This window comes from uncultured Coprobacter sp. (assembly GCF_947855755.1).
Classification (GTDB): Bacteria; Bacteroidota; Bacteroidia; order Bacteroidales; family Coprobacteraceae; genus Coprobacter.
In genome coordinates this window covers 97,739-123,743 of sequence record NZ_CANUAR010000008.1, presented here as the reverse complement: position 1 = coordinate 123,743, position 26,005 = coordinate 97,739, and the positions used below count along the sequence as shown (strand labels likewise).

The 26,005-nt window shown below is 36.3% G+C and carries 19 protein-coding genes; 6 read left to right on the top strand and 13 right to left on the bottom strand.

The features are described 5' to 3' along the window. Nucleotides 1–439: 439 nt before the first annotated feature. From Q0093_RS06645 to Q0093_RS06625, 5 genes are all read right to left on the bottom strand, one after another. Nucleotides 440–667 carry a winged helix-turn-helix domain-containing protein gene (locus Q0093_RS06645; protein ID WP_294178451.1) on the bottom strand — a complete coding sequence of 76 codons (228 nt, stop codon included), beginning with the start codon at nucleotides 665–667 and terminating at the stop codon, nucleotides 440–442. 141 nt (nucleotides 668–808) lie between these two features. Further along, entirely contained in the window at nucleotides 809–952 is a 144-nt protein-coding gene (locus Q0093_RS06640) for a hypothetical protein (RefSeq protein ID WP_294178453.1), read from the bottom strand. A gap of 14 nt (nucleotides 953–966) precedes the next feature. Further along, complete coding sequence (locus Q0093_RS06635) at nucleotides 967–1,731, bottom strand: YaaA family protein (RefSeq protein WP_297929143.1); 765 nt, start codon at nucleotides 1,729–1,731, stop codon at nucleotides 967–969. Nucleotides 1,732–1,809: 78 nt separating this feature from the next. Beyond that, the gene (locus Q0093_RS06630; RefSeq protein WP_294178457.1) at nucleotides 1,810–2,571 is read right to left on the bottom strand and encodes a shikimate dehydrogenase; all 762 of its coding nucleotides are present in this window, start codon (nucleotides 2,569–2,571) and stop codon (nucleotides 1,810–1,812) included. A 10-nt stretch (nucleotides 2,572–2,581) separates the two neighbouring features. Next, complete coding sequence (locus Q0093_RS06625; protein ID WP_297929141.1) at nucleotides 2,582–3,598, bottom strand: DUF2268 domain-containing putative Zn-dependent protease; 1,017 nt, start codon at nucleotides 3,596–3,598, stop codon at nucleotides 2,582–2,584. Between the two features lie 210 nt (nucleotides 3,599–3,808). On the opposite strand from Q0093_RS06625, the gene Q0093_RS06620 reads away from it, so the two are divergent. From Q0093_RS06620 to Q0093_RS06605, 4 genes are all read left to right on the top strand, one after another. Next, nucleotides 3,809–4,948, top strand: a complete 1,140-nt coding sequence (locus Q0093_RS06620; RefSeq protein ID WP_297929139.1) for an N-acetylmuramoyl-L-alanine amidase — start codon at nucleotides 3,809–3,811, stop codon at nucleotides 4,946–4,948. Between the two features lie 107 nt (nucleotides 4,949–5,055). Continuing rightward, the gene (locus Q0093_RS06615) at nucleotides 5,056–5,952 is read left to right on the top strand and encodes an MlaD family protein (protein WP_294178476.1); all 897 of its coding nucleotides are present in this window, start codon (nucleotides 5,056–5,058) and stop codon (nucleotides 5,950–5,952) included. 341 nt (nucleotides 5,953–6,293) lie between these two features. Further along, nucleotides 6,294–7,691 (top strand): chromosomal replication initiator protein DnaA, encoded by a 1,398-nt coding sequence (dnaA, locus tag Q0093_RS06610; protein WP_297929137.1) that lies wholly within the window; start codon nucleotides 6,294–6,296, stop codon nucleotides 7,689–7,691. Nucleotides 7,692–7,741: 50 nt separating this feature from the next. Then, nucleotides 7,742–8,743 carry a glycosyltransferase family 2 protein gene (locus tag Q0093_RS06605; RefSeq protein ID WP_297929136.1) on the top strand — a complete coding sequence of 334 codons (1,002 nt, stop codon included), beginning with the start codon at nucleotides 7,742–7,744 and terminating at the stop codon, nucleotides 8,741–8,743. A gap of 352 nt (nucleotides 8,744–9,095) precedes the next feature. Here Q0093_RS06605 and Q0093_RS06600 read toward each other — a convergent pair whose 3' ends face one another. After that, nucleotides 9,096–9,842 (bottom strand): nitroreductase family protein, encoded by a 747-nt coding sequence (locus Q0093_RS06600; protein WP_297929135.1) that lies wholly within the window; start codon nucleotides 9,840–9,842, stop codon nucleotides 9,096–9,098. Between the two features lie 443 nt (nucleotides 9,843–10,285). On the opposite strand from Q0093_RS06600, the gene Q0093_RS06595 reads away from it, so the two are divergent. Further along, the gene (locus tag Q0093_RS06595; RefSeq protein WP_294178484.1) at nucleotides 10,286–12,808 is read left to right on the top strand and encodes an adenosylcobalamin-dependent ribonucleoside-diphosphate reductase; all 2,523 of its coding nucleotides are present in this window, start codon (nucleotides 10,286–10,288) and stop codon (nucleotides 12,806–12,808) included. Between the two features lie 251 nt (nucleotides 12,809–13,059). Next, on the top strand, nucleotides 13,060–15,744 hold the full coding sequence (locus tag Q0093_RS06590) for a 4-alpha-glucanotransferase (protein ID WP_297929133.1): 2,685 nt from the start codon (nucleotides 13,060–13,062) through the stop codon (nucleotides 15,742–15,744). Nucleotides 15,745–15,799: 55 nt separating this feature from the next. Here Q0093_RS06590 and Q0093_RS06585 read toward each other — a convergent pair whose 3' ends face one another. From Q0093_RS06585 to Q0093_RS06555, 7 genes are all read right to left on the bottom strand, one after another. After that, nucleotides 15,800–17,071: an adenylosuccinate synthase gene (locus Q0093_RS06585; RefSeq protein ID WP_297929132.1), complete on the bottom strand. Its 1,272-nt coding sequence runs from the start codon at nucleotides 17,069–17,071 to the stop codon at nucleotides 15,800–15,802. Nucleotides 17,072–17,122: 51 nt separating this feature from the next. Then, complete coding sequence (locus Q0093_RS06580; protein ID WP_122337082.1) at nucleotides 17,123–17,593, bottom strand: Fur family transcriptional regulator; 471 nt, start codon at nucleotides 17,591–17,593, stop codon at nucleotides 17,123–17,125. A gap of 66 nt (nucleotides 17,594–17,659) precedes the next feature. Continuing rightward, on the bottom strand, nucleotides 17,660–18,349 hold the full coding sequence (locus tag Q0093_RS06575) for a DNA alkylation repair protein (protein WP_297929129.1): 690 nt from the start codon (nucleotides 18,347–18,349) through the stop codon (nucleotides 17,660–17,662). 129 nt (nucleotides 18,350–18,478) lie between these two features. Continuing rightward, nucleotides 18,479–20,494 (bottom strand): dihydrofolate reductase, encoded by a 2,016-nt coding sequence (locus Q0093_RS06570; protein ID WP_297929127.1) that lies wholly within the window; start codon nucleotides 20,492–20,494, stop codon nucleotides 18,479–18,481. Nucleotides 20,495–20,806: 312 nt separating this feature from the next. Beyond that, nucleotides 20,807–22,135 (bottom strand): HAMP domain-containing sensor histidine kinase, encoded by a 1,329-nt coding sequence (locus tag Q0093_RS06565; RefSeq protein ID WP_297929126.1) that lies wholly within the window; start codon nucleotides 22,133–22,135, stop codon nucleotides 20,807–20,809. A 7-nt stretch (nucleotides 22,136–22,142) separates the two neighbouring features. Then, a complete protein-coding gene (locus Q0093_RS06560) occupies nucleotides 22,143–22,823 on the bottom strand; it encodes a response regulator transcription factor (RefSeq protein WP_297929124.1) in 681 nt (226 codons plus the stop codon). Between the two features lie 47 nt (nucleotides 22,824–22,870). Then, nucleotides 22,871–25,996, bottom strand: a complete 3,126-nt coding sequence (locus Q0093_RS06555; protein ID WP_297929122.1) for a CusA/CzcA family heavy metal efflux RND transporter — start codon at nucleotides 25,994–25,996, stop codon at nucleotides 22,871–22,873. Between the last annotated feature and the right edge of the window lie 9 nt (nucleotides 25,997–26,005).

The following is a 26,005-nucleotide window of genomic DNA, read 5'->3' as shown; positions in this document are numbered from 1 at the left end:
CGCCGCGATTGGCTACTAATATTTTCTTTATCATTGTTCTCCTATTGATTATGTTATGTCTGGATAAGGATTAAAATCTACGTTTTTGAGATTGACCGGAATTTTTAATTTTCCTGTTACGTAGTATTGTAGTGTAATTCAACCTTAACTCAGGCTTCTTAATAATTGGGATAAATATCAAATTAATTAGTTATATTAATAAATCCTTAAAATTTAAGAAGAAGTCATTTTAAATCAGTCTGTTTCTTCTTTCTGAAACATTTTCTGTATCTGGTTATCCCTCCAGATGGGTCATATTTCGGAGGCAAATATAGACAATAATTATGTTTTATAGCATATTTTCTGATAAAATTAGTTTTTGAGATCATAAAAATACAGAGGAATATTATTCGATAATACTCCTCTGATAGTCTAATAGAATGTTACGTGGTAAATAGCTTTATCCAAAACTAAAGAATCCTAAAGGTTGTTTATTACTGATGTACCACTCGCCGTTGTCTTCACTACAATAAATCTTTTTTTCCCGTGCCAGCCATCCGATTGCCGCAAAAAAAGCAGCATCATCAAGCCCCAATGTCCGTTTCATACGATTGACCGTAATGGTATAAGTACCTTCGAGCAAGCACCATATCCGTCCGGCATTCTGTGCAATAATGAGCGCTTTCATAACATGTTGGGTTTTAGTGAAAACTGTATTTAAAGATATATAAAATCTAAACCAATAACAAGTATCGGTTCAGAAATGTTTTAAATTTTCACTTTTTTTTGCTTTAAAACATCGTTTTATTACGTAGTGAGAGTATGCTATTTAAGGCACAGCTTGTTCTATTGCTTCCGGCGTGTATGTTCCGTCACTCTCTTCTTCTATTTTTGTTCCGGCAAATAGCCAGTAAAGCATAAGAACGATAGCGATAAATACACCGATAATTTTCCATACGTTTTTTTTATTCATAATATAATTGTTATTTAACGGGTAAAAATATATTTATCAGGAGTCGATAGTCGTTTGTTGAATTGATAACCGTCTTGATTGAATTGTTGGATCTCTTCGGGGCGGTTAATTTGATTTTTTACTATGTACCGGGCTATGTTTCCTCGAGATTGTTTCGAATATATTTGTATGCTTTTGTAGGAGTTATTTTTATGTTCCTTAAATTTGATTTGAATGATTTTTAAGCGATTTGGGACTTTTGAAATATCTATAGATTTGAATATTTCTTCTGATGCTAAATTTATCAGGATACCGCCATCTGCCAGAATGTCGTTGATTAATGCTTTTGTTATTATAGGTTTCCAAAATTGGTATAGGTTTTCTGTACCTAAGTTGGGAACTTTTAATGAGAACATTAACCGGTATGCTTTGATTGCGTCGAGAGGGCGGAGGATTCCGTATAAAGTCGATATAATACGCAAATGTTGTTGTGCATATAAAAAATCTTTTTCTATAAATGTTGATGCGTCGAGTTTTTGATAAATAGCACCGCTATATGCCAGTACAGCTTGTTTCTGTATTGTTGTAGGTGAATTGAATTGTTGGAAATAATGAAAATCGTTTTCTGCTATTTCTTGACTTAAGTTCATTTGTTTTTCCAATTCTTTTGCAGAAAGTTCTTTTACGCCGGATATTATACGTTCAGCCTCTGACAAGAATTGTGGAGTTGTTGCTGGAGGATATGTTCCGAGAACCGGAGACATATTCATTGTTCGTGTAGGAGATAATAACGTTATCATTCGCTCGGTCGATTCTTAATAAGTTTTGCTAATATAACAATCGACCGGACGAATAGTTGCAGAATATTTAATTTTTGTTTACCGATGCCAAATGTCCCATGATGCAAAAGCCTGCAGCAGTAACATTTCGAGCCCGTTTTTGGTAACAGCACCTTGTTTAGATGCTTTTTCCATAAACAAGGTTTGGTCGGGATTGTAAATCAAATCATAAACCAGATGCTTGTTTGTTAATTGTTCATAGGGAATAGGAGGGCAGGTTGCTGTATGAGGATACATTCCCAATGGGGTAGTATTGACGATGACTGTATATTCGGACATAATTTCGGGAGTGAGATTTTCGTATGTAAGGACGTTTTCTTTAGCTGTACGGGAGACCAACTGGGGAGTAATTCCTAAAGATAATAATCCATACCATACCGCTTTCGAAGCTCCTCCGGTCCCTAATATTAATCCTTTCTTATGTTCTGGTTTCAATAAAGGTCTTATAGAATCGGTAAAACCTATAATGTCTGAGTTGAAACCTTTGAGTTTGAGTTTCCCTTTTTCACGTATAAATTTGATGACATTTACAGCTCCGATCATACGAGCGGTTTCATCCATTTCATTCATATATGGAATAACGGCTTCTTTATAGGGAAGAGTTACGTTCAATCCCATTAATTCCGGATTTTCGACAATAACTTTTTTAATAAGTTCTATTTTGTCTATTTCAAAATTAACATATTCGGCAGATATGTTTTCTGCAATAAATTTTTCATTGAAAAATGTTTTTGAGAAAGAGTGTATTAACGGATATCCTAATAATCCGTAGAGCTGTTTTTGAGAGTTGGTTGTATTCATATTGTTTTTATTATCCTTTACCTTTATATTTCGATATTTTTAGTATTTGTTCCCCGTCGATCGGATATTCCAATAATTCGTGAAAAGAGCAGTTGCATCTTTTCATATATTCAGATACTATGCGCCAACCTATCCAATGACCTATTCTTCCCGGAGAATTGGGTGAGATCGGTGATGTAAATGGGGCAGGTCCGAGATATTTGTTTTTTAATAACAGGTCTGTTGAAAAAAGGTGTTTTTGACGTATTATTTTATCCCATATTGCAGGTTCGTTTTTTTTGCACCATGCAATGTCGCTATCTGAATAACTAAGAATTTCTCCCATATCTTTTTGAGGAAATAGCTGCTGTAACGTATATAATATGATACCTTCATAGATCATCTCGTCAAGGAGAGTTTTATTTTCATTTTCTTGCGGGTACTGAGTATATAATAGCACTTGCATAACATCGACGGGAATGCGGCTTCGTTCTTTTGTTAGAAGCTGATAAGGGTAATATATATTTTGATAACCCGCATAGGATGCTCCGAGATAATGATCTAAAGAGATGGATATTATAGAATCGGTAGTAATAATCGATTGATTCAATCCGGACACGTGTGTCAATACTCTGGGAAGATAGGCCTGAGGAAATAGGAGAGAATATCGGGAAAAAGCATCCGATAATCCGGATTCTATATCGTCAGTCGTTTTAAATTCAGACTCGGTGTCTTTATATAACTTTTTTATTGCAGAGTTAGAAAAGAAATTGTTTAAACCAGTTTTACTATATAAGGAATCCTGTGAATTATTCTGTGTCAAATTCAATATTCCATAGCAATAAATCGGAAAAAAATCAGAATATTCTTTTATAAATTGAGCAGAGTCGGTTATGTTTCCTGATATGAATTTCTGCAGATCTTGGTCGAAACGTTCCAACACAATGGATTTTGTTCCAGAAATAGAGCCGTTTTTCCCGTTTTTGCATCCCCATATGCATCCGATAATACAAATAATAAGAAATTCTGATATTCCTTTTTTTATCATTTTATTTCTCTCTTTTTTAGAAAGCAAAAATAGAGTTTTTATTCAGATATAGAGATCTTTTATACTGTAAATTAATGCTTGAGGTAAAAAATCATAAACCTTTAACCTCTTTTATACCCTTTTATTCATATCTTTGTAACTGCAAGTTAAGTAATATATACTGACAGTCTGCATTTTTTGTTGATTGTCGGTTTTATTCAGCAAATTACGATGATGAAATCTAAATGTCGGTTTTATTTATATATTTTTATTACTCTTTTTCTGTTCCCTTTTTCTGCGTACACTCAGGCTTCGGGAAAGAAATTCGTTGTTGTGATTGATGCCGGACACGGAGGAAAAGATCCGGGTGCAATAGGAAGAATAATCCGAGAAAAAAATATAAATTTGGGCATTGCTTTAAAATTAGGTGCACTTATTCGGGAAAATCATTCGGATGTTAAGGTTGTATATACTCGCGATCGTGATATTTTTGTCGAATTGCAGCAACGAGCTAATATAGCTAATCGTGTTAAGGCCGACCTTTTTATTTCTATACATACAAATTCTGCCGCAAATAGTTCTGCTTACGGGACAGAGACCTATACTTTAGGTTTGGCAAGAACGGAAGAAAACTTGAGAGTCGCTAAACGGGAGAATTCGGTAATTCTTTTGGAGGACGATTTTTCTAAACGATATGAAGGATTTGATCCGAACTCTACCGAATCTTATATTATGTTTGAATTTTTGCAAGACAAGCATCTTGAACAAAGTATTAATCTTGCTTCTTCTATACAGAGACAATTTAAGCATTCGGCGAGGAGAATTGATCGGGGAGTACGTCAGGCAGGATTTCTTGTGCTGCGCAACACGGGTATGCCGAGTGTCCTTATTGAGGTAGGGTATATATCCAATAGAAATGAAGAGGCATATCTTGCTTCAGAAAAAGGGCAGTCGCAGATGGCAAAATCTATTTATAATGCTTTTTGTGACTATAAGTCGGATTATGACCGAAAACAGGGTGCTATTGTGAGTAAGAATAGTAGTGTAAAAAAAACGGTAGATTCATCGCGTCGGGATGAGAATCGGACAGTTGGCTCGACAGAAACAAATTTGGGAAAAAATACGGTATCTTCCGGTAGTGGAGTTGTATATAAAATACAAATAATGGTTTCACCCAAAAAATACGGAGAAAAGAATTCTTGCTTTAAAGGTCTTTCTCCTGTGTCATATTATCGGGAAAACGGATTGTATAAATACACTTATGGGGAAACAACCGATCGGAAAAAATTGTTACAAGAATTACCAAGAGTTCGGAAATTATTTAAAGACGCTTTTATTATCTCATTTAAGGATGGTGTAAAAATAAAATAAAATGGGAACAGAAAGATATTAAAATAAACTGCAAATCGAGGGCAGAAACGATGAATATATTCGATTGTTATGTCGAGATGCAGTGTTTATTCTAAGGAAATTAAAATATGAAAAAGCTTTTTACAAAAGAAGTCAAAATTGCACTTGCCGTGCTGATAAGTGCAGCGATTTTGGTGGTAGGTATAGAGTATTTGAAAGGCATTAATTTGATGAAGCCTACCAACTATTATTACATAGAGTATAAGAATGTAACAGGATTGACTGTTTCGACGCCTGTCGTGATCGATGGTTTTAAAGTAGGTTTAGTGCGGGAAATTAATTATAATTATGATAACCCCGGGACTGTAACCGTTGAAGTAAGTTTGGATAATCAATTGAAAGTTCCTTCGGGAAGTAAGGCTGTATTAATGGTTGATTTTTTAGGCACTGCAACAATCGATTTACGGTTAAATAAATATGTAAGTACTAATCATTCGGCAGGAGATGTGTTGATTGGAGAAAATGCTCCCGATATGTTGGGAAATATTCAAAACAATGTGCTTCCCCAATTAACGGTTATGCTTCCTAAAATAGATACTATACTTACTGGAATACAGGCAATTGTGACCAATCCGGCTTTATCCGAATCTATAGATCATTTGAATCGTCTTACTGCCGATTTAGAAGCTTCTTCTAAGAGGCTTTCTCGTATTATGGATAAGGATATACCTCCTATTTTGGCAAATGTTACTGATATAACAAAAAATGTAAATGAGTTTTCTACCCAGCTGAATGAATTGGATTTGAAGAAAACGGTAGTTTCGGTCGATTCTACATTATTAGGTTTACAGAGCATTACAAGTAAATTGAATGATAAAGATAATACATTAGGATTGCTTCTTAATGACAAACAATTATATGATGGTTTGTTGAATACGGTAGGAAGTGCAGATTCTCTGTTGATAGATTTAAGATTGAATCCTAAAAGGTATGTCCATTTTTCATTATTCGGAAGAAAAAAATAAATTCTATTATTTAGAATCAATATAAATAATGGATTTTTGTAATAATTTTGAAATAAGAACTTGAAAGTATTTAGCAGCAAAGGAATTCTATCGGAATATTATTTTTCTTTGTCGTTTATTTTGAGTTTACATTTCTTCTTAATATATTGATTTACAGTTTGATAATATATTGAAATTGCAGTCTTTAATAGGGGAGAAATAAGGTGTCGATAACTGACTGCAAAACAGTATATTATATTCTTTTCAAAAAAACAAAGAAAAAGTCATTTGTTTTTCTCGAAAAGAATTTCAAATTTTGTAATCCTGTTTTTGATTTTGATAGAAAAATTTGATTGATAAAAATGAGTTCAAATCATGTCACTTTGTGGGACCGCTGTTTGGACATTATTAAAGACAATCTTTCGGAGAGCGCTTATGTTATGTGGTTTACTCCGGTCAGAGCTTTAAGCTTTGACAATAATGTCTTGACACTTGGTGTCCCTTCTTACTTCTTTTACGAATATCTGGAAGAGCATTATATAGATCTTCTGCAACGGGTGTTGTATCGCGTTTTTGGAAACGGGGTACAATTGAAATATCAGGTTGGTGTCGTAGAGAATCCCAAAACGGATGTCGTTGTTGCCGGAGCTAATAAATCTGTTAATGCAGTGCCACAGGTAACCGTTCCTGCGGCTCATGTTCCTGATCCGTTTAAACAGCAAGTGTATGAAGAACTGGACTCACAATTAAATCCGGTTTATAATTTTGAAAATTATTATTCGGGAGCAAGTAATAAACTTGCGCGTACTGCGGGCGAGTCTATTGCAGAAAAACCGGGTAAAACAGCATTTAATCCCTTGTTCCTGTATGGAGAATCGGGAGTAGGAAAAACACATTTGGTACAAGCTATCGGTATCCGCATAAAGGAAAAAGATCCTTCGGCACGTGTTTTGTATTTGTCATCTCATCTTTTTCAGGTACAATATACAAATGCTGTCAGGAGCAATACGGTTAATGATTTTATCAATTTCTATCAAAGTATAGATGTCTTATTGATTGATGATATTCAGGATTTAGCTGGAAAAACCGGCACGCAAAATACTTTCTTCCATATTTTCAATCATTTGCATCAGAATAATAAGCAGCTGGTACTTACTTCGGATCGTCCTCCCGTTTCTTTGGAAGGTATGGTGCCTCGTTTATTGACTCGTTTTAAGTGGGGTCTTACAGCAGAAGTAGAAAGGCCTGATTATGAGTTGCGTAGAAATATTCTTTTAAACAAAATACATCAAGACGGTTTACCTATTTCAGAAGAGGTCGTTGACTATATTGCTCGTAATGTGGCCGATAATGTTCGCGATCTGGAAGGGATTATTGTTTCGTTGATGGCTCGTTCTACGATATTTAATCGTGAAATAACGATCGATTTGGCGGAGCGAGTTCTTTCGACCAGCGTTCATGTAGAGAAGAAGCAGGTTACAATAGAACTCATTCAAGAAAAAGTTTGTGGATTTTATGATATGGATCCTAAACTTCTTCAGGCAAAGACTCGTAAAAGAGAAATTGTTCAGGCACGCCAAATATCTATGTATCTGTCAAAAAAATATACCGATTACTCATTGTCCCGTATCGGAGATATATTGGGGAAAAAGGATCATGCCACTGTTTTGCACGCATGTAAGACAATCAGTGAACAATTAGAAATTGATAAAGCTTTAAGAGCTAATATTCTTGAAATAGAAGAATCTCTAAAAAAATAAATTTTGCATACTCCTGTCCCGGATGAAACAAAAGCTAAAACTATCCGGTTTTGATTCATACAGTAATGAAATATACGATCGATGATATAGACATTTATATAATGACTCACAATAGAGCGGGTTATCTGAAGCGGTCTATAGAAAGTCTTTTAAGTCAATCGGCAGGAGTTAGTAAAATTACTGTGCTTGATAATGAGAGTACAGATAATACATTGTCGGTAGTAGAACATTTTTCTTCTTATGGAGTAAGATATATCAGGACAAAGGGGTTTCTTGGAAATTTCAAAAAAGCACAAGAAATTGCATCCGGAAAATATGTGATGTTATTCCATGATGATGATATTTTGCATCCTTTATATTTAGAACTGGCTTTGAAGGTTTTGAATGAAAAAGATGATATATCGCTTATTACGACACGTTACACAGAATTTTTTGATGATAATTTTCCCGGAATGCCGGAATCGATAGTTCCTGATTATTATTATTTTGAAAAACAAAAAGACTTTGCTACGCATATGTATTTTTTAGAACGTATTGCGTATGCGACAGCATTATATCGGACTGTCGATTTTAAGAGAACTGCTATAGAGTATGAGAAGTTCAATAAATTCAATGATTGGCCTTTCTTGGTAAAAATGTCCGGTTACGGGAATACGGTACTTTTTGATGACCCTTCATTATTTTATATTCGCAGACATAAGGGGCAAGACACCTGGACTTCTACTAACACGCCGTCGATACAACAGATTATAAATTGGGATAAATTTTTTTATAATAAAGTAGGGGCATGGAATATTTTCTCTAAAGTCCATTATATATTTGCGTGTTGGTTTACCCATTTTCTATTCGGAAAGTATGATTCTTTCTTATCTCTTCAGGATCGGGAGCAATACAGTAAAGAAGAGCTTTTGAAGTTGGCAAGGAAAAGAGGAATAAATACATGGGGTTCTTGTATATATTGCAAATATCGTTGTAAGAATAAGACGGTGTGTAAGCGACAAGATTTTATTCGTCGGTTAATTTTAAAGGGAAAAACGAAATTAGAAACTTGATTGACTTCTTTATCTATCTTTTGATTTGTTTTTAGAAAGGAAAAAGTTTAGTTTTTTCTCTTAATATGACAGATTCTTTATAGAAATAGCGAGTTATACTTTCGTTACTCCAACGATTTTTATCAGACATAATGTCCATGTGAAGTAACATTTGAGGGGGAGTACTCTAAAAGCTTATCTAAATTTTATTCGGATAGAATTTGAAAGACACAAAAAATCAGTTCCCCTTTTTAGAGAGGAACTGTATCGGTACTGCCAACAGCGTTATAGTACGGAAAAAAGTAAAAAATAACCTGGTAATATTTTTTTATTGGAAAATCCGAACAGGCTTTTTATACTTGCAGATACATATTTAAAATTTGAAACCTTGTTCCTTGATTACTTTTAAAAACACCTCTGAAAAATATTCATTATCTTCCTTTTTATAACGTACGTCAGTAAATACTTGAGCTAAAGTTTTTTTGTTATTTTCTTTGATGAATTTCAAATTTGCGGCAAGATTTTCTTTATCTCGGTATAAACGATCTATATCTTCACGAGTATAGTCTTTATATTTTTCTTGATGTATAATTGCTTCTAAAGGAAGACGATCTACCTGTTCTGGGATTTCGGATGGATAACCGACTGTAATTGTTGTTACCGGAATTACATGCTTGGGCAACTGTAACGTTTCTATAATTTGCGGTGCATTGTATGTTGTCGTTCCGAGATAACATATTCCTAATCCAGCAAGTTCTGCGACTGTACAAAATTGTTGGGCAAAGATGAGGGCATCGATTGCTGCTGTAAAAAATGATTGGAAGTTGTCGTAACCTTGTTGAGCATCTCGCCAATCACACCATTTGATGAAACGGTTAAAATCAGCACAAAACGTAAGAACTACGGGAGCAGACGTGACAGTCGGTTGATTAAAGTGAGCCGGGGCTAATTTTTCTTTCATCTCTTTATCTCGAGTAATAATTACGCTATATAATTGCATATTACCCGTTGTTGAGACCCGACATGCCGTCTCTATAAGTTCGTTCAATAACTTTTCGGGAATATCTTCCTGTGAATATTTACGGATAGTACGTCTTTGTTTTAATTCTTCAAATAACATAAGCAGTCTTTTTTTACAAAAATACAAAATAAAATCAGGAGAATATTCTTTTCTTGTTAGTAGCTTGACATTTTGCACAAATATTTTTATTACTTATTCCTTTTTTTTGTAAGAATTTGTCTGGAGTTGGTAGAAATATTCGTATTAATAAAATAAAAATAGGATAATTTGTCGGATAAGCTTGTATTTATATAGTGTTTTTTATCTTTTGGAAATTCAATTTCTATTTTGGAAAACTTTTGTTGATTCTTTAATTTTTAATAATCTGATTATTAGTTTGTTATTATGTTAAAATGGAAAACTTTGATATTGTTGATAAATAATTAGTTTTTTATTTGTGTAAACAAAATGTTTTCTATAAACTTGTAATCTCAAATTTTTCTACAAAAATCAATACTGAAAATTTATTCTAAAAACACAAAACCTACTTAAACTAAAGAACAGTGGAACCTAAAAACTACACTTATGATGAAGCATTCGAAGCTTCATTAAAGTATTTTAAGGGTGATGAGCTTGCAGCCCGAGTATGGGTGAACAAATATGCCCTTAAAGATTCTTATGGAAATATTTATGAGAAGAATCCGGATGAAATGCATTTTCGTTTGGCAAGTGAAATTGCGAGAATCGAAAAAAAATATCCTAATCCGCTTACAGAGGAGCAGTTGATGGATCTTTTTAAAGATTTTCGTTATATTGTTCCTCAAGGAAGTCCGATGAGTGGTATCGGAAATAACTTTCAAATAGGATCTTTGTCTAATTGTTTTGTTATCGGTATGGACGGCACAGCTGATTCATACGGCGGTATTATAAAAATAGATGAGGAACAAGTACAGTTGATGAAGAGGCGGGGTGGAGTAGGACACGATCTGTCTCATATTCGTCCTAAAGGTTCGCCTGTAAAAAATTCAGCTTTGACCTCTACCGGTTTAGTTCCGTTTATGGAACGTTATTCCAACTCTACCCGTGAAGTTGCTCAAGATGGACGTCGTGGAGCTTTGATGTTGAGTGTTTCTATTAAACATCCTGATTCGGAGGCTTTTATCGATGCAAAGATGACAGAAGGTAAGGTAACAGGGGCAAATGTCTCTGTAAAGATCAGCGATGATTTTATGAAAGCTGCTATTGCCGGAGAGCCTTTTGTTCAGCAATATCCGATTGAAGGAGAAAATCCCAAAGTTGCAAAAGAAGTCGATGCTCAGGCTATTTGGAAAAAGATTGTACATAATGCGTGGAAGTCGGCAGAACCGGGAGTCCTTTTTTGGGATACTATTACTCGGGAATCTGTACCCGATTGCTATGCTGATCTGGGATTCAAAACCGTTTCTACCAATCCTTGCGGAGAGATACCTTTATGTCCTTATGACAGTTGCCGTTTATTAGCCGTCAATTTATATTCATACGTTGTAAATCCGTTTACAGATAAAGCATATTTCGATTTTGATCTGTTCAAACAACATATTATGCTGGCTCAGCGTATTATGGATGATATTATCGATCTTGAAATGGAAAAAATCGATAAAATATTGGATAAGGTTAAGTCTGATCCTGAGTCGGATGAAGTGAAGCAGACAGAATTGCATCTTTGGGAAAAGATACGGTCAAAGACTTTGAAGGGACGTCGTACCGGAGTCGGAACAACAGCCGAAGGAGATATGTTAGCTGCACTCGGATTGCAGTATGGGACAGAAAAAGCGACGGAATTTTCGGAACAAGTCCATAAGACATTAGCTTTGGCGGCATATCGCTCTTCTGTGCAGATGGCGAAAGAAAGAGGGGCTTTTGAAATATTCGATGCGAAGAGAGAAGAGAAGAATCCGTTTATTCTGCGTTTAAAGGATGCCGATCCTGAGCTTTACTCTGATATGGTGAAGTACGGACGTAGAAATATTGCTTGTTTGACGATTGCTCCGACAGGAACAACGAGCCTTATGACACAGACGACCTCCGGTATTGAACCGGTGTTTATGCCTGTGTATCGTAGGCGTCGGAAAGTAAATCCGAATGACCCTGAAGTTCGTATCGATTTTGTCGATGAATCAGGAGATGCGTATGAAGAGTATGTTGTGTTCCATCATAAGTTTATAACATGGATGCAGACCAATGGTTATGAAGTGCGATCGAACTATACACAGGAAGAAATAGACGAATTAGTCTCCAAATCACCTTATTATAAGGCTACATCGAATGATGTCGATTGGTTGCAGAAAGTAAGAATGCAAGGCCGTGTTCAAAAATGGGTAGATCATTCGATCAGTGTAACGATCAATCTGCCGTCGGATGTAACAGAGGAATTGGTGGGACAGTTGTATGTCGAAGCTTGGAAGAGCGGCTGTAAAGGTTGTACCGTTTATAGAGACGGTTCTCGGGCAGGAGTGCTTCTCGCAACGAAAAAGGAGGAGAAAAAAGCTCCGGTACATCTTGATCCTAAACGTCCTATAGAGTTAGATGCCGATGTAGTCCGTTTCCAGAATAATAAAGATAAATGGATTGCTTTTATTGGCTTGAAAGATGGTAATCCTTATGAAATTTTTACAGGTCTGGCGGATGATGAAGAGGGAATCTTGCTTCCGAAAAATATTACGAAAGGAAAGATAATTAAAGCTATCGATGAAGAAGGCAATAAACGTTATGATTTCCAATATCGAAATAAGAGAGGATATAAAACGACAATTGAAGGTTTATCCGATAAGTTTAACCCTGAATATTGGAATTATGCCAAATTGATTTCGGGAGTCTTGCGTTACGGTATGCCTATTGATCAGGTTTTGAAGCTCGTTTCTACTCTTGAATTGGACAGTCAGTCTATCAATACGTGGAAAAACGGGGTAGAAAGAGCTTTGAAAAAATATCTGCCGAACGGAACAAAAGCCAGCGGACAAACGTGTCCGAATTGTGGTCAGGAAACCCTTATTTATCAGGAGGGTTGTTTGATTTGTACTTCATGTGGGACATCTAAATGCGGATAAATCGGTCGATTATTGTATAGAAAGATATTCTATTGATAAAAAAGGCGAACATGTGTTCGTCTTTTTTTGTTTGAACTTACGATCCTGTTTTAAATCTTTTGGAAAGTTATATTATTTCATTTCGGATAAAAATTTAAACAGGCTCTTAACAATATTTGAAAGAAAGAATTTTATTTTTGGGCTGGGATATAATTATCGGTTTTGAATAAATTCGTAACTTCATAACGAGCTAATGATTAAAATGAATAGCTATGAAAATAGTATTTAAAATAGAATATCGTACCCGTTGGGGACAAGAACTTTATGTGACGGGCAGTCATTCGTCTCTTGGTAATTTTGAGGAGAAAAATGCTGTACCGATGCGGTATGAAGGAGATGGAATATGGTCTTTAATACTGAATCTACAAGACTCATCCTCCGGATTTGATTATCGTTATTTAGTAAAAGAATATGGTCAGCCTTATGACAAAGAGTGGGGTGAACCTCGCTCTTTTATACCGTCGGCGTTAAATCATACTTATTATTTATATGATGTTTGGCAGAATATGCCTGCCGACAGTTCATTTTATTCTTCTGCTTTTAATAAGGTAATTTTGGCACGTCATCGAACAGATTCTGAAATTTTGCCTTCATATTCAACTGCCGTAACGTTACAGATGTATGCACCCTCTGTTCGTCCGGATGAGGTTGTGGCTTTGACTGGGACGATGACATCGGAAGCATGGAGTATCAAGGATGCTATTATTATGAATGATGCGCATTTCCCTTTGTGGAAGGCAGTGTTGGATGCATCATCTTTAAAACATCCCGTAGAATATAAATTTTTGGTCATGAAGAAAGATTCCCGTAATATTGTTGCATGGGAATCCGGGAATAATAGAGTCTTAGAGATTCCCCATTTGGAGTCGGGTGAAAATATCGTTTTTTCCGGTTTTAAATGGAAACTTCCTTTACCGGACTGGAGAGGGGCAGGAGTTGCAATTCCGGTTTTCTCATTACGTTCAGAAGAAAGTTGGGGAATCGGAGAGTTCCTTGATTTGAAGAAGATGATCGATTGGGCTGTACAAACAGGTCAAAGATTTATTCAGGTACTTCCGGTTAACGATACTACAATGAGTCATACTTGGCTCGATTCATATCCTTATAGGGCGAATTCTATTTTTGCTCTTCATCCGGCATATTTACGAGTAACGGTGATAGATCGATTGAGAGATAGTGATTCTATGGTTGCATATGAAAAACTTGCAACAGAATTGAATGCCTTACCGGAGGTTGATTATGAACGAGTAACTCTTATGAAATGGGAGTATTTAAAAGCCATTTTTTTGCAGTCAGGGAAAAAAACATTGAATTCATCTGGTTTTAAAGAGTTCTTTAAGGCTAACAGAGAATGGCTTGAGCCTTATGCTGCTTATTGTTGTTTGCGTGATATTTATGAAACTCCGGACTTTAGGAAATGGAAGATGTATTCGGTTTTCAACTCGGATGATATAGCCGAATTCTGTGCACATGGGAATATTTATTATGATAAAGTCAGTTTTTACTATTTTGTTCAGTATCACTTACATATACAGCTTCTTGAAGTCAGGGATTATGCTCATGCGAAAGGTGTAGTACTTAAAGGCGATATTCCTATCGGGGTAAGTCGGGATAGTGTGGATGCATGGTCTCACCCCGATTTGTTTTATATGGATTCGCAGGCCGGAGCTCCGCCTGATGATTTTTCCGTAGAAGGTCAAAATTGGGGATTTCCGACATATAATTGGGACGAGATGGCTAAAGACGGTTATACTTGGTGGAAAGCCCGTTTTCGCAAAATGGCAGAATATTTCGATGCATATCGCATAGATCATATATTGGGTTTTTTCAGAATCTGGGAAATTCCCGAAAGTGCCATACAGGGAGTATTGGGGCATTTTAATCCGGCTATTCCTTTTTCGATAGAAGAATTACAGTCTTATGGATTTTATTTCGATGAACATCGGCATGCTCGCCCGTATATTCGGGAATATATGTTACAAGATATGTTCGGTGAATATACAGGAGAGGTAATACATGATTATTTGCTTGAATGCGGATATGGAATATATGCACTGAGTCTCGATTTCAATACGCAAAGAAAAATAGAAAACCATTTTTGTGGTAAAAGTGATGAGAAGAGTCTAAAGATAAAATCCGGACTTTTTGCATTAACAGATGAAATTTTGTTTGTAGAAGATCCTTATCAGAAAAGGAAGTATCATCCATGTATCTCTGCCCGGCAAACATATAGCTATAAATCTTTGACCGATTATGAGAGATGGTGTTATGACCGGTTGTATGTTGACTTTTTTTACCATAGGCAAGATGCTTTCTGGAAAAATGAAGCAATGAAGAAGCTACCACCGTTGATATCTTCGACCGGAATGTTGGTGTGTGGCGAGGATCTGGGTATGATACCGCAATCTGTACCTGAAGTAATGAATGCGTTGCAGATTCTGTCACTCGAAATACAAAGAATGCCGAAAAATCCGGATAAAGAGTTCGGAGATGTTGCTAATTATCCGTACTTGTCGGTATGCACTACTTCCACGCATGATATGTCCGGAATTAGGGCATGGTGGGAGGAAGACAGGGGCAAAACTCAACGGTACTATAATTATATATTGCAGGAGCAAGGAGAAGCACCTTATTATTGTGAACCGTGGATATGTGAGAAAATTCTGGCTATGCACATGCATTCGCCTTCTATGTTGGCTATCATTCCGTTACAAGACTGGCTTTCGATTGATGGAAATATACGTCGTAATAATCCTGTGGAAGAGAGGATAAATGTTCCGTCTGATCCTCGCAATTATTGGCGTTATCGTATACATATTACGATAGAAGATTTATTGAAAAACTCCGATTTCAATGAACGGGTATTCAAGCTGGTGAGATTCGGTGGGCGTGAATGATTCAAACGCAAACGGGCGGGATCAAATCCCGCCCGTTTGCGTTTGAAAAACTATTTTATTCTTCTGTATATCTTACGATCGTTTGTTCACGGTCGGGACCTACCGAAACGATTTTAATAGGAACTTGCAGTTCTTCTTCTAAGAAAGCGATATAAGCGTTAAATTCTTCCGGGAATTCGTCTTCACTTTGCATTTTGGTCATATCGCATTTCCATCCCGGGAGTTCTACATATACCGGTTCGATAGAATCATTGATTTCAAAAGGAAATTCATCTGTTTCTTTACCATCGATTTTGTAAGCGACACAGGCTTTGATTGTTTCGAATGTATCGAGCACATCGCTTTTCATCATGATGAGGTGTGTAACACCGTCTATCATAATGGCATATTTCAAGGCAACGAGATCTATCCATCCGCAACGACGCTTACGTCCGGTTACAGCTCCGAATTCATGTCCGATTGTACACATTTTTTCGCCTGTTTCGTCGAATAATTCTGTGGGGAAAGGTCCGCTTCCTACACGAGTACAATATGCCTTGAAAATACCGTAAACATTTCCGATTTTGTTGGGTGCTATGCCGAGTCCCGTACAAGCGCCGGCACAAATGGTATTTGAAGAAGTAACAAAAGGATATGAACCGAAATCGACATCTAACAGAGTCCCTTGTGCTCCTTCTGCAAGAACAGATTTACCCTCTTTCAAAAACCTGTTTACAACGTGTTCGCTGTCGATAAGATTAAATTTTTTCAGATATTTCAGAGCTTCGAACCATTGATTTTCGAGTTCTGTAATATTATATTGATAATTAAGCGATTTCAAAATAGATTCGTGCCGAGCTTTAGCTTTGGCATACTTCGTTTCGAAGTCGTGTAATAAATCGCCTACTCGCAATCCGTTGCGGCTTACTTTATCGGTATAAGTAGGACCGATGCCTTTACCTGTCGTTCCGATTTTAGAGTCGCCTTTAGCAGCTTCGTATGCTGCGTCTAATATACGATGAGTCGGGAGTATAAGATGTGCTTTCTTCGAAATGTATAATCTTTGTGTCAGGTCATGTCCACTGGCTGCCAGAGCTTCGGCTTCCTGTTTGAAAAGAACCGGGTCAAGAACTACTCCATTGCCGATTACATTTACTTTTCCGCCTTGAAAAATACCTGAAGGAATAGAGCGGAGTACATATTTTTGACCGTCGAACTCCAAAGTGTGTCCCGCATTTGGACCTCCTTGAAAACGGGTGATAACGTCATACTTAGGGGTTAGCACATCGACTACTTTTCCTTTACCTTCGTCGCCCCATTGTAAACCTAATAGCACATCTACTTTCATACGTATATACCTAATTTTATATAAACTTTCTTGTTCTTGAAAAAATAAGGGTTATTTACGAGATGATTTTTTTCGTTCTGCCTGATTGCAACGGTTACATAGGCCATATACATACAAGGCATAATATGAAGTTGTAAATTTCCCGAATTTTTTGTTTGCCAATACATTCAATAGTTCTTGATCTTTCACTTCCTGTACTTTCCCGCATTTTGTACAGATCAGGTGATGATGGCTGACCATATTATACGATTTTTCGTATTGAGCGGGATTGTAGCCGAATTGATGTTTCCTTATCAGGCCGGCATCGACAAGTAAGTCTACGGTATTGTAAATGGTTGCCCGGCTTACCCGATATTCGCTTTGAGACATAATGTCATAAAGCGAATCAACATCGAAATGTTCGTTCGTCGAATATATCTTATCCAATATGGCATAGCGCTCAGGAGTTTTGCGATGACCTTTCGCTTCTAAATATTGAGTAAGTTTTTGTCTTACGATTTCTTTCGTTTTATCTTCCGGCATGGTGTCATTTGTAGGAAACAGGACAAAGATAATTAATTTTTATAACAAGAACAATGAAACATTAGTTCATTTATCTTGCGTCGGAAAAAGAGTGTCTTTGCAAAATTCATATTCCAGGAAGATCTCTTCTGCAAATCTTTTTTGTTTGTCGTTTCCTGTTTCGTATATATGGCGAAATATGTCGGCTGTATGTTCTGCTGTTTGAAGATCTCGGTGCATCAGTCGTTTTATGCAATTGAGTGCCGCTATTCGTATTGAGGAGATTTCCCGGTCGTCTTGGTTTAAAACTGAGGATATGAGATTTTCTTCTGCCGCTTTGTCCGGATACCTGTTTTGCATCATTAACCGGTTGAATAACTGGTATCCTGTATAGCGAAGAATTTCTTTGTCCGATGTGACCCATTCGCTTGCTTTTTGTATTGCGAACGGGAGTTTGATAAATAAATTCATGCAACAAATATCTGCAATTTCCGGGTAGGGAATTTCTTCAGCCCATTGTTGAGCTATATCAGGATTCATCTCATTTGCAGGATATAGCCATGTAGCTAACATTTTCGATTCTCTTATTTGTTCTTTCCAAAGATATTGAGCTAATTTTGCATTGGGTGTATATGATTCTGCGATATTGCGTATCAATGGAAGGGTAAGACCGAAATTAATTCGGTATTCCATTCCTTTTTCTCGCATACTTGTAGAAACGATTCCGTTCATTGCCATTCTGAATCGTTTTTTGATTTCCCGTAAAGTTTCCTCCATAAAAGTTAAGATGTAAAATAGCTTTTTTCAAAGGTACGTAGAATTTTTATTTTTACTTGATATAAAATATAAAAAACGGATAATCTCATAATTGAAATTATCCGTTTTCCATATTATTGTTTATGAGTTTTAATCATTATAAGTAGGTAGAGGGGAATAGTCTTTTGAATATCGTAACATTTGTTCAGAATACCCTTCATCGTATGAGATTTTTACATCTGTGATATTTCCGTTACTATCTTTTACGGGGGTATATACAGGATTAATGAACCCCTTATACGGAGCAATGTTCAATTTCTCATAACGGGCTAATACTTCTTTATGAAGATCGGGATCTACTTTTACGGCATAAGTTTCCACAAGATTCTTTCCGGCTTCATAATCTCCCGTAGATTTGATGCGTTGTATTTCTGCCAACAATTCGCCCAGTAATGTCCTCATTTTGTTGTAATCGTTTATAACGACAAATGTCTTTCCGTTTTTCTTTTTAAATTCTACAACTTTATCCTGAGCACCTTTTTCCAATACCCAAGCTGCGATCAATTGTCGATTACGCATGTGCGCTTCTTCGATGTTTTTACCGGGAGCGATACGGGTCAGCTGAGTCATAAGGCCGTTCATCATGTATTTATAGTATTCCGACTTATAGGCATCTGCTGTGGGTAGCAATCCAAGAGATACTATTTTCGGGTCGGCGATATAATAGAGGGCAAATAAATCTGCTCGTGCTTCTTCGAGAGTAGATGTATAGGCTTTTAATGCATCGGGATCTGTACCCGGAAGTAATTTCCCGGAAGCATGTCCGAGACATTCATGCAGGTCGGTATGCAAATTATCGGCTTGAAATCCGTATTTTTCTATCCAATTACGTTCAGTATCGCTCCATACGAATTCTTCTGCAAACCCATTTCCTTGTGCTGCTTTATCATAAGCGTCTGTAATATTTTCGATCGTTACGGATTTTGAACCGTGATCGTGACGTATCCAGTTGGAGTTCGGAAGATTGATTCCGATAGCGGTAGAGGGATAAGAATCTCCTCCAAGAATAGCTGCGGTGATTACTTTTGCCGATACGCCTTTCACATTTTCTTTTTTAAACCGATTATCTACGGGAGAGTTGCTTTCAAACCATTGAGCGTTGTTGCTGATGATCTCGGTACGTCTTGAAGCTTCTTTATTTTTAAAATTAACCAATGCTTCCCAGCTGGCTTTCATCCCGAGAGGATCTCCGTAAGTTTCGGTAAATCCGTTTACAAAATCAATGTCAGAGTTCAAATCTCCGACCCAAAGGATTGCGTATTCGTCAAATTCTTTTAAGTTGCCGCTTTTATTATAAGAAATCAGTTTTTCGATTACAGCTTTTTGTTGGTCGTTTTCTGCAACGGCAGCAGCTTTTTTAAGCCAATATACGACTTTTTCTAAAGCTTCGGAATAACGACCTCCGACTTTATAAACTTGTTCTTGAATTTTTCCATTCCGTTTAACCAGACGGCTGTTCAATCCGTATGAGATAGGAGTGGGATCGGCAGGATTTTTCATGTTATTATAAAAAGCTTCGGCTTCGGCCTGTGTGACACCGTCATAATAATTCCCTGCAGAAGTAGCGACGAGATCCTCTCCTTCGGCCTGATTTACCCGTTTTGTCATGATCTTGGGGTTAAACATTACCGGAGTGATGTCGTTCAGTAAATATTTAATGCTTTCTCCATTTTTTAATGGTAAAGTTTGAGCGGGAATAGAACTGACAGCTTGAACGAAAAATTTTTGGCTGAATTCCGGTTTAAATTTATCCGTAGAATAGTGGTGGTGTATTCCATTGGCAAACCATACTTGTTTCAGATATTTTTCCAAAGCTTTAAAATCTTTACTGTTTCTGTCTCCTTTATATTGGGTATAAACAGCCTCGAGAGTCCGACGGATAGCCAGATTCCATTTTCCGTTTTGATCATATAAAATATCTCGTCCTTGCAATGCAGCTTGAGAAAGATAATAGACTAATTCTTTTTGTTTAGGTGTCAAGTCTTCAAATCCCGGAACTTTGTAACGAAGTATTTCCAGATCTGCAAATTTTTCAACCGAATAGAAATTTTTTTCAGCTGCCGATATTTCGACAGATGTTGAAAATGTAGCTGCGGCTATTATCATACAAATAGTTTTTTTCATTGTCATTTTGTTTGGTCTGTGTTTCAATGTATATGCAAAAATACAATCTTCAGGCTAAAGAAAAAAGTTTTGTCGGTAAAACTCCAAAAGCTTAGGTAATTTTAGAGAATATTGTTTTGTCCGCTTCGGACATTTATCATTATTTTTTAATTGTGAGTTTTCAATGAGCTATTTTACAGCTTTTATTTTTATTTGATCTGGAATTTTTAAAGTAAAGATTTGAGATAGAAACTTGTTTATTTCTGATTAAAAGGTATTTTATGTTATAAATCGTAGTCGGGTTATATTCAAATATTATTCGAAAATTATAGAAAATATTGTATATTTATTCAATTCGGATGATATTTCTACTTTTCCTCCATAATAAGACAATATTTTTAAAGAAAGGCTTAGTCCTATTCCGTATCCGGGATATTCCCGAGCATTGGATGCTCTGTAAAAAGACTGGAAAATGTGGTTGATCTCTTCTTGTGGTATACCGATACCATGATCGGTTATTTCTATTATTTTTTTTGAAGAATCATAGAATAGACGTATCTGGACGGTTTTATTTCCCGAATATTTACAAGCATTATCAATAATATTCCGGAGTGCTATTTCCAGCAATTCAGAATTTGCTTCGACTGTTATATCATAACATTTTTCGTTGAGTAGAAGTTGTATGCGGTCATTATCTGTGAAACGTTCTTTTAACCAGTATCCCAAGAAAATCAATTCTGATGGGCGCATTTGCATCTCTTCTTCTTGATGAGAAAGAGATAACAAATTTTGAGTTAATCGGGATATGCGTTTACTTTCGGTCATTATTCGTTGTAATGCTGCGATATATTCTTCTACAGAACGTTTTTTCATTAAGCTGATTTCACATTCGCCCTGAATTGCCGTAATCGGATTGTTTAATTCGTGAGAAGCGTTGTTTATGAATGCTTTTTCCGATTTGAAAGCTGTGTCGATGCGATCCAACATTTCATTTAATGTCTGTATCAATGTATCCAATTCGTCGTTGTTATCAGTTCTTTTAAGTCTTATGTTCAGATTATTTCCACGTATTCGTTTTAATTCTTTTAATAAATTCTGTAGGGGGGCAAGTATTCGATTTGAGTAAATTCTTCCGGTAAGATAGATCAAAATTACACTGAAGAATATTAATATAATCATTAATATTAGAATATGGTCAATGATATTGTCGCCATAATGATTTTCCGATAAAATTATGACAATAAAATTTCCTTCATTATCCGGATAATATAAGGCTGCACCTAATTGTTTACCATGTTTAAATGTAATGGGAGTTTTTGTGAAAAGCTTTTGAATCTGATCTGCAGAAAGAAATAATTGTAATGAATCTTCAGCTGATGAAATACTGTCTGCATTCAATAATATTTCATGAGCGAGGGGGAGTAACTCATTGTATTTTTTTTGAATAATTTGGTAACTCGATTCGTCTACTTCGTCTTTTTCCCAATGTTTTTGAGCAGTTATATAAGCTTTATCAACAAGATAAGAGTAATACAATGTATTAATGTACCGTGTTGTAAAAAAATAGAAAATAATCACGATAACCGTAATAATACTTACTGTAGTCGTTGTATAAAATAATGCTATTTTGTGACCTATTTTCATGTTTTGTCTAATGCGCTTCCATAATGTAACCAGTACCCATTACCGTATGTATGAGTTTTTTATCGAAATCTTTATCTATTTTTGCTCTTAAATAGTTGACATATACATCCACAATATTGGTGTTAGGGTCGAAATTTTTATCCCATACGTTTTTTAATAGATTCATTCTTGAAAGTACACATCCCTGATTCTGGAGAAAATATTCTAACAGACGGTATTCCTTTACCGTAAGTTCTATTTCTCGAGTTCCTCGTTGAGCTTTTCTGGTGTTGCAATTCAATACCAGATCTGCACAGGTCAGTGTTTGTGCGCTCTTGTCATTGCAGCTTCGCCTAACAAGTGCTTTGACACGAGCTCCGAGCTCTTGAAAGTTAAAGGGTTTTACTAAATAGTCATCAGCCCCAGCCTCCAGTCCGGAGACAATATCGTCACTTGTCCCTAATGCCGTAAGTAAAAGAATGGGAGTTCGGTATCCTTCTGTTTGCCTGAATTTTTTACAAACTTCCAACCCGTTCATTTGTGGCATTATAATATCCAGAATCAATATATCATATTGTTCTTGTTGTATAGCTTTCCATGCAGAAATTCCGTCATGAACAGTATAAACCGTATGTCCGGATTCTTGAAGCCCCCGTTCAATAAATGAGGCGATATTTATTTCGTCTTCAGCTAAAAGTATATAAGCCATGTCTGTTTTATGTAGTTACCTTTGTATATCATCGCAAATATAACAAATTACAATCGTCTTTGTCTAAGATTGCCGTTGTTGTCATATAACATTTTTTGATAAAAACATTCGATTATTAGCGGGAAAACAAAAAGAGCGAAGATGGTTGCACTGACCAATCCCCCGATTATTACAATTGCCAATGGTCGTTGTGATTCAGATCCTATGCCATGACTCAGTGCAGCTGGCATTAATCCTATTGCTGCCATAGCAGCAGTCATTATTACAGGACGTATTCGGGAACGCATACTTGATTTTACTGCATCCTGAAGAGGCAGCCGAGTTTTAATGTTTTGTTTGATGTCCGAAATCATAATAACGCCGTTTTGAATACATATTCCGAACAAAGCTATAAATCCGATTCCGGCAGATATGGAAAAATTGAAATCGGTCAACAGAAGAGCTATTATTCCGCCTGCAGCAGCGAACGGAACATTGAGTAAGACAAGTCCGGCATCTCGTGCATTGGAAAATAAAATAAATAGAATGATAAATATAATAATGATGCTGATAGGAACGACTTGGGCTAATCGTTTGGATGCACGTTGTTGATTTTCGAAATCACCTGTCCATTTTAATGTATAACCTTCGGGTAAAACGACTTGTTCGTTTATTTTCTTTTGTGCTTCGGCAACAGCACTTCCCATATCTCTTCCTCGCACCGAGAATTTGACCGCACAGAATCGGGCATGATTATCTCGAAATATAAGCAGAGGTCCTGTGATTGTTTTTATTTCTGCTAATTCTTTTATGGGGATCATTGTTCCGTCCATTGCTTGAACGAGAATTTTTCCTATTTCGTCTTCATTTTGTCTAAATTCTTCTTTATAGCGTACCATGATGTTAAATTTTTTTTCTTCTTCGTATAAGGTCGATGCCGATTTGCCTCCAATAGCCATTTCTATAATACTTTGAACATTCTCTTTCGATACTCCGTAACGGGCAAGTTTTTGTTCATTCAGCTCTATTCTTAATTCTGGCTGTCCTATGTTTCTGATTACTCCTACATCTTCTATTCCATTTACGGTTTTTAATATATTGCTGATTTGAGAAGCCTTTTGTTCAGAATAATAGAGATCTTTGCCAAAAACTTTTACAGCAATTGAACCCTTTACTCCGGAAGCGGCTTCTTCTACATTGTCGGTAATAGGTTGAGAAAAATTGAAATCTATTCCGGGATATCTGCTCAGATCCTTTTGCATTTTTTCAATAAGTTCCGCTTTAGAAAGTTTACTTTTCCATTCTTTTTCGGGATGAATATCCACATGAAATTCTATATTGTAAAAACCGGTTGCATCTGTCCCATCATTAGGACGTCCGGTTTGTGACATAACCTGTCGTACTTCAGGGTAATTTTTCAGCTCTTTTCTCATCTCATTTGCCAGCTTTACCGATTCATTTAGAGAAATACTTTGAGGCAAAGTTGCCCGGATGTAGATAGAGCCTTCATTCAATTGCGGAAGAAACTCTGTCCCGAGTAATGTAAAGCACCATAATCCGAAAAGTGCAAAAACACTTGCAATTCCAATCGTGGTTTTTTTGTAGAAGTGGCACTTTTCAAAGAAAGAAGCGGCTTTTTCTTTGATAAAACGAACAAATCGGTTTTCTTTTTCTTTTACGTTTTTTTTCAGCAGTATTGAAGATAGTACCGGTACTAAAGTCAAAGTGAATATTAAAGCTCCCAATAGAGCAAAGCCAAGTGTATAGGCGAGGGGAGAAAACATTTTTCCTTCTACTTTTTGGAAAGAGAAAATCGGAATTAGTGCCGTGATAATGATTAGTTTTGAAAAGAAGACGGCTTTAGCCTTTTCTTTGGAAATGTTTCGGATCAACCCCATTTTAGACATTCTGTTAAATGCAGTCATTCCACTTTCTTTTGCTTTACGGTCTAATGCAACGAAAATTCCTTCTACCATTACGACTGCTCCGTCTATGATAATCCCGAAATCGATTGCTCCCATAGATAGAAGATTTGCAGACATACCCATTATACGAAGACAGATAAAGGCAAATAAAAGAGCCAGAGGTATCACGATCCCGACAATAACGGTAGTACGCCAATCTGCCATAAATATCAAAACGATAAAAGTAACTAACAATATCCCCTCGATGAGATTGTGAGTTACCGTATTGACTGCAAGATTTACCAGATTCTCTCTATCATAAAATGATACTATTTCTACATCTTTAGGTAATATGTTTTCATTGATATAAGAGATCTTTTTTTTCAGCGCATCGATGACTTCTTTGGGATTTTCATTTTTTCGCATAATGACAATGCCTTCTACCACATCGTTCTCGTTCATGCGTCCTACTTGTCCTAAACGAGGTAGGCACGATTCGTGTACTTCAGCCAGGTGTTTTACTAAAATAGGAGTTCCGTTTATATTTTTTACGACAATGTTTTTGATCTCGTCCATGTCGTTGATTAACCCGATTCCACGAACCACATAGGCTTGAGAACTCTTGGTTATTATATCTCCTCCTACATTGATATTACTGTTTGCGATGGCATCAAATAATTCTAACGATGAAATACCGTAGTTTTTTAGTTGATGAGGATTTACACTTACTTCGAAAGTTTTAACTTCTCCTCCGAAACTGACAATATCGGCAACTCCAGGCACAGAACGGAGGTTACGGTCGATAATCCAATCTTGAATTGTTTTTAACTCTCGGATATTTTTTTTATCGCTTCGTAAAGTGTAACGAAAGATTTCTCCGGTAGGTCCGTATAGGGGTTGTACTTCTGGTGTTACCCCTTCCGGAAGATCTGCATCGTTTAACAAATTATATACTTGTTGTCGTGCCGTAAAATCATCTGCATCATCATCGAACATCACGTTGATGACTGATAATCCGAATAATGTAGTAGATCGAATGTCGGTTTTTTGTTGTACTGGATTCATCGCTATTTCTATCGGAATAGTGATGAATTTTTCTATTTCTTCAGCACTTCTTCCCGGCCATTGGGTGATAATCGTTACTTTCGTGTTCGTTACGTCAGGAAATGCATCTACCGGAGTATGTTTGAAGGAAACAGCTCCGATGACGACAGCAAGAAATGTCAAGAAAAAAATAAAAAATTTATTCTTTAGAGAGAATGCAATGATGTTATCTATGAATTTATGCATAGTAATGTT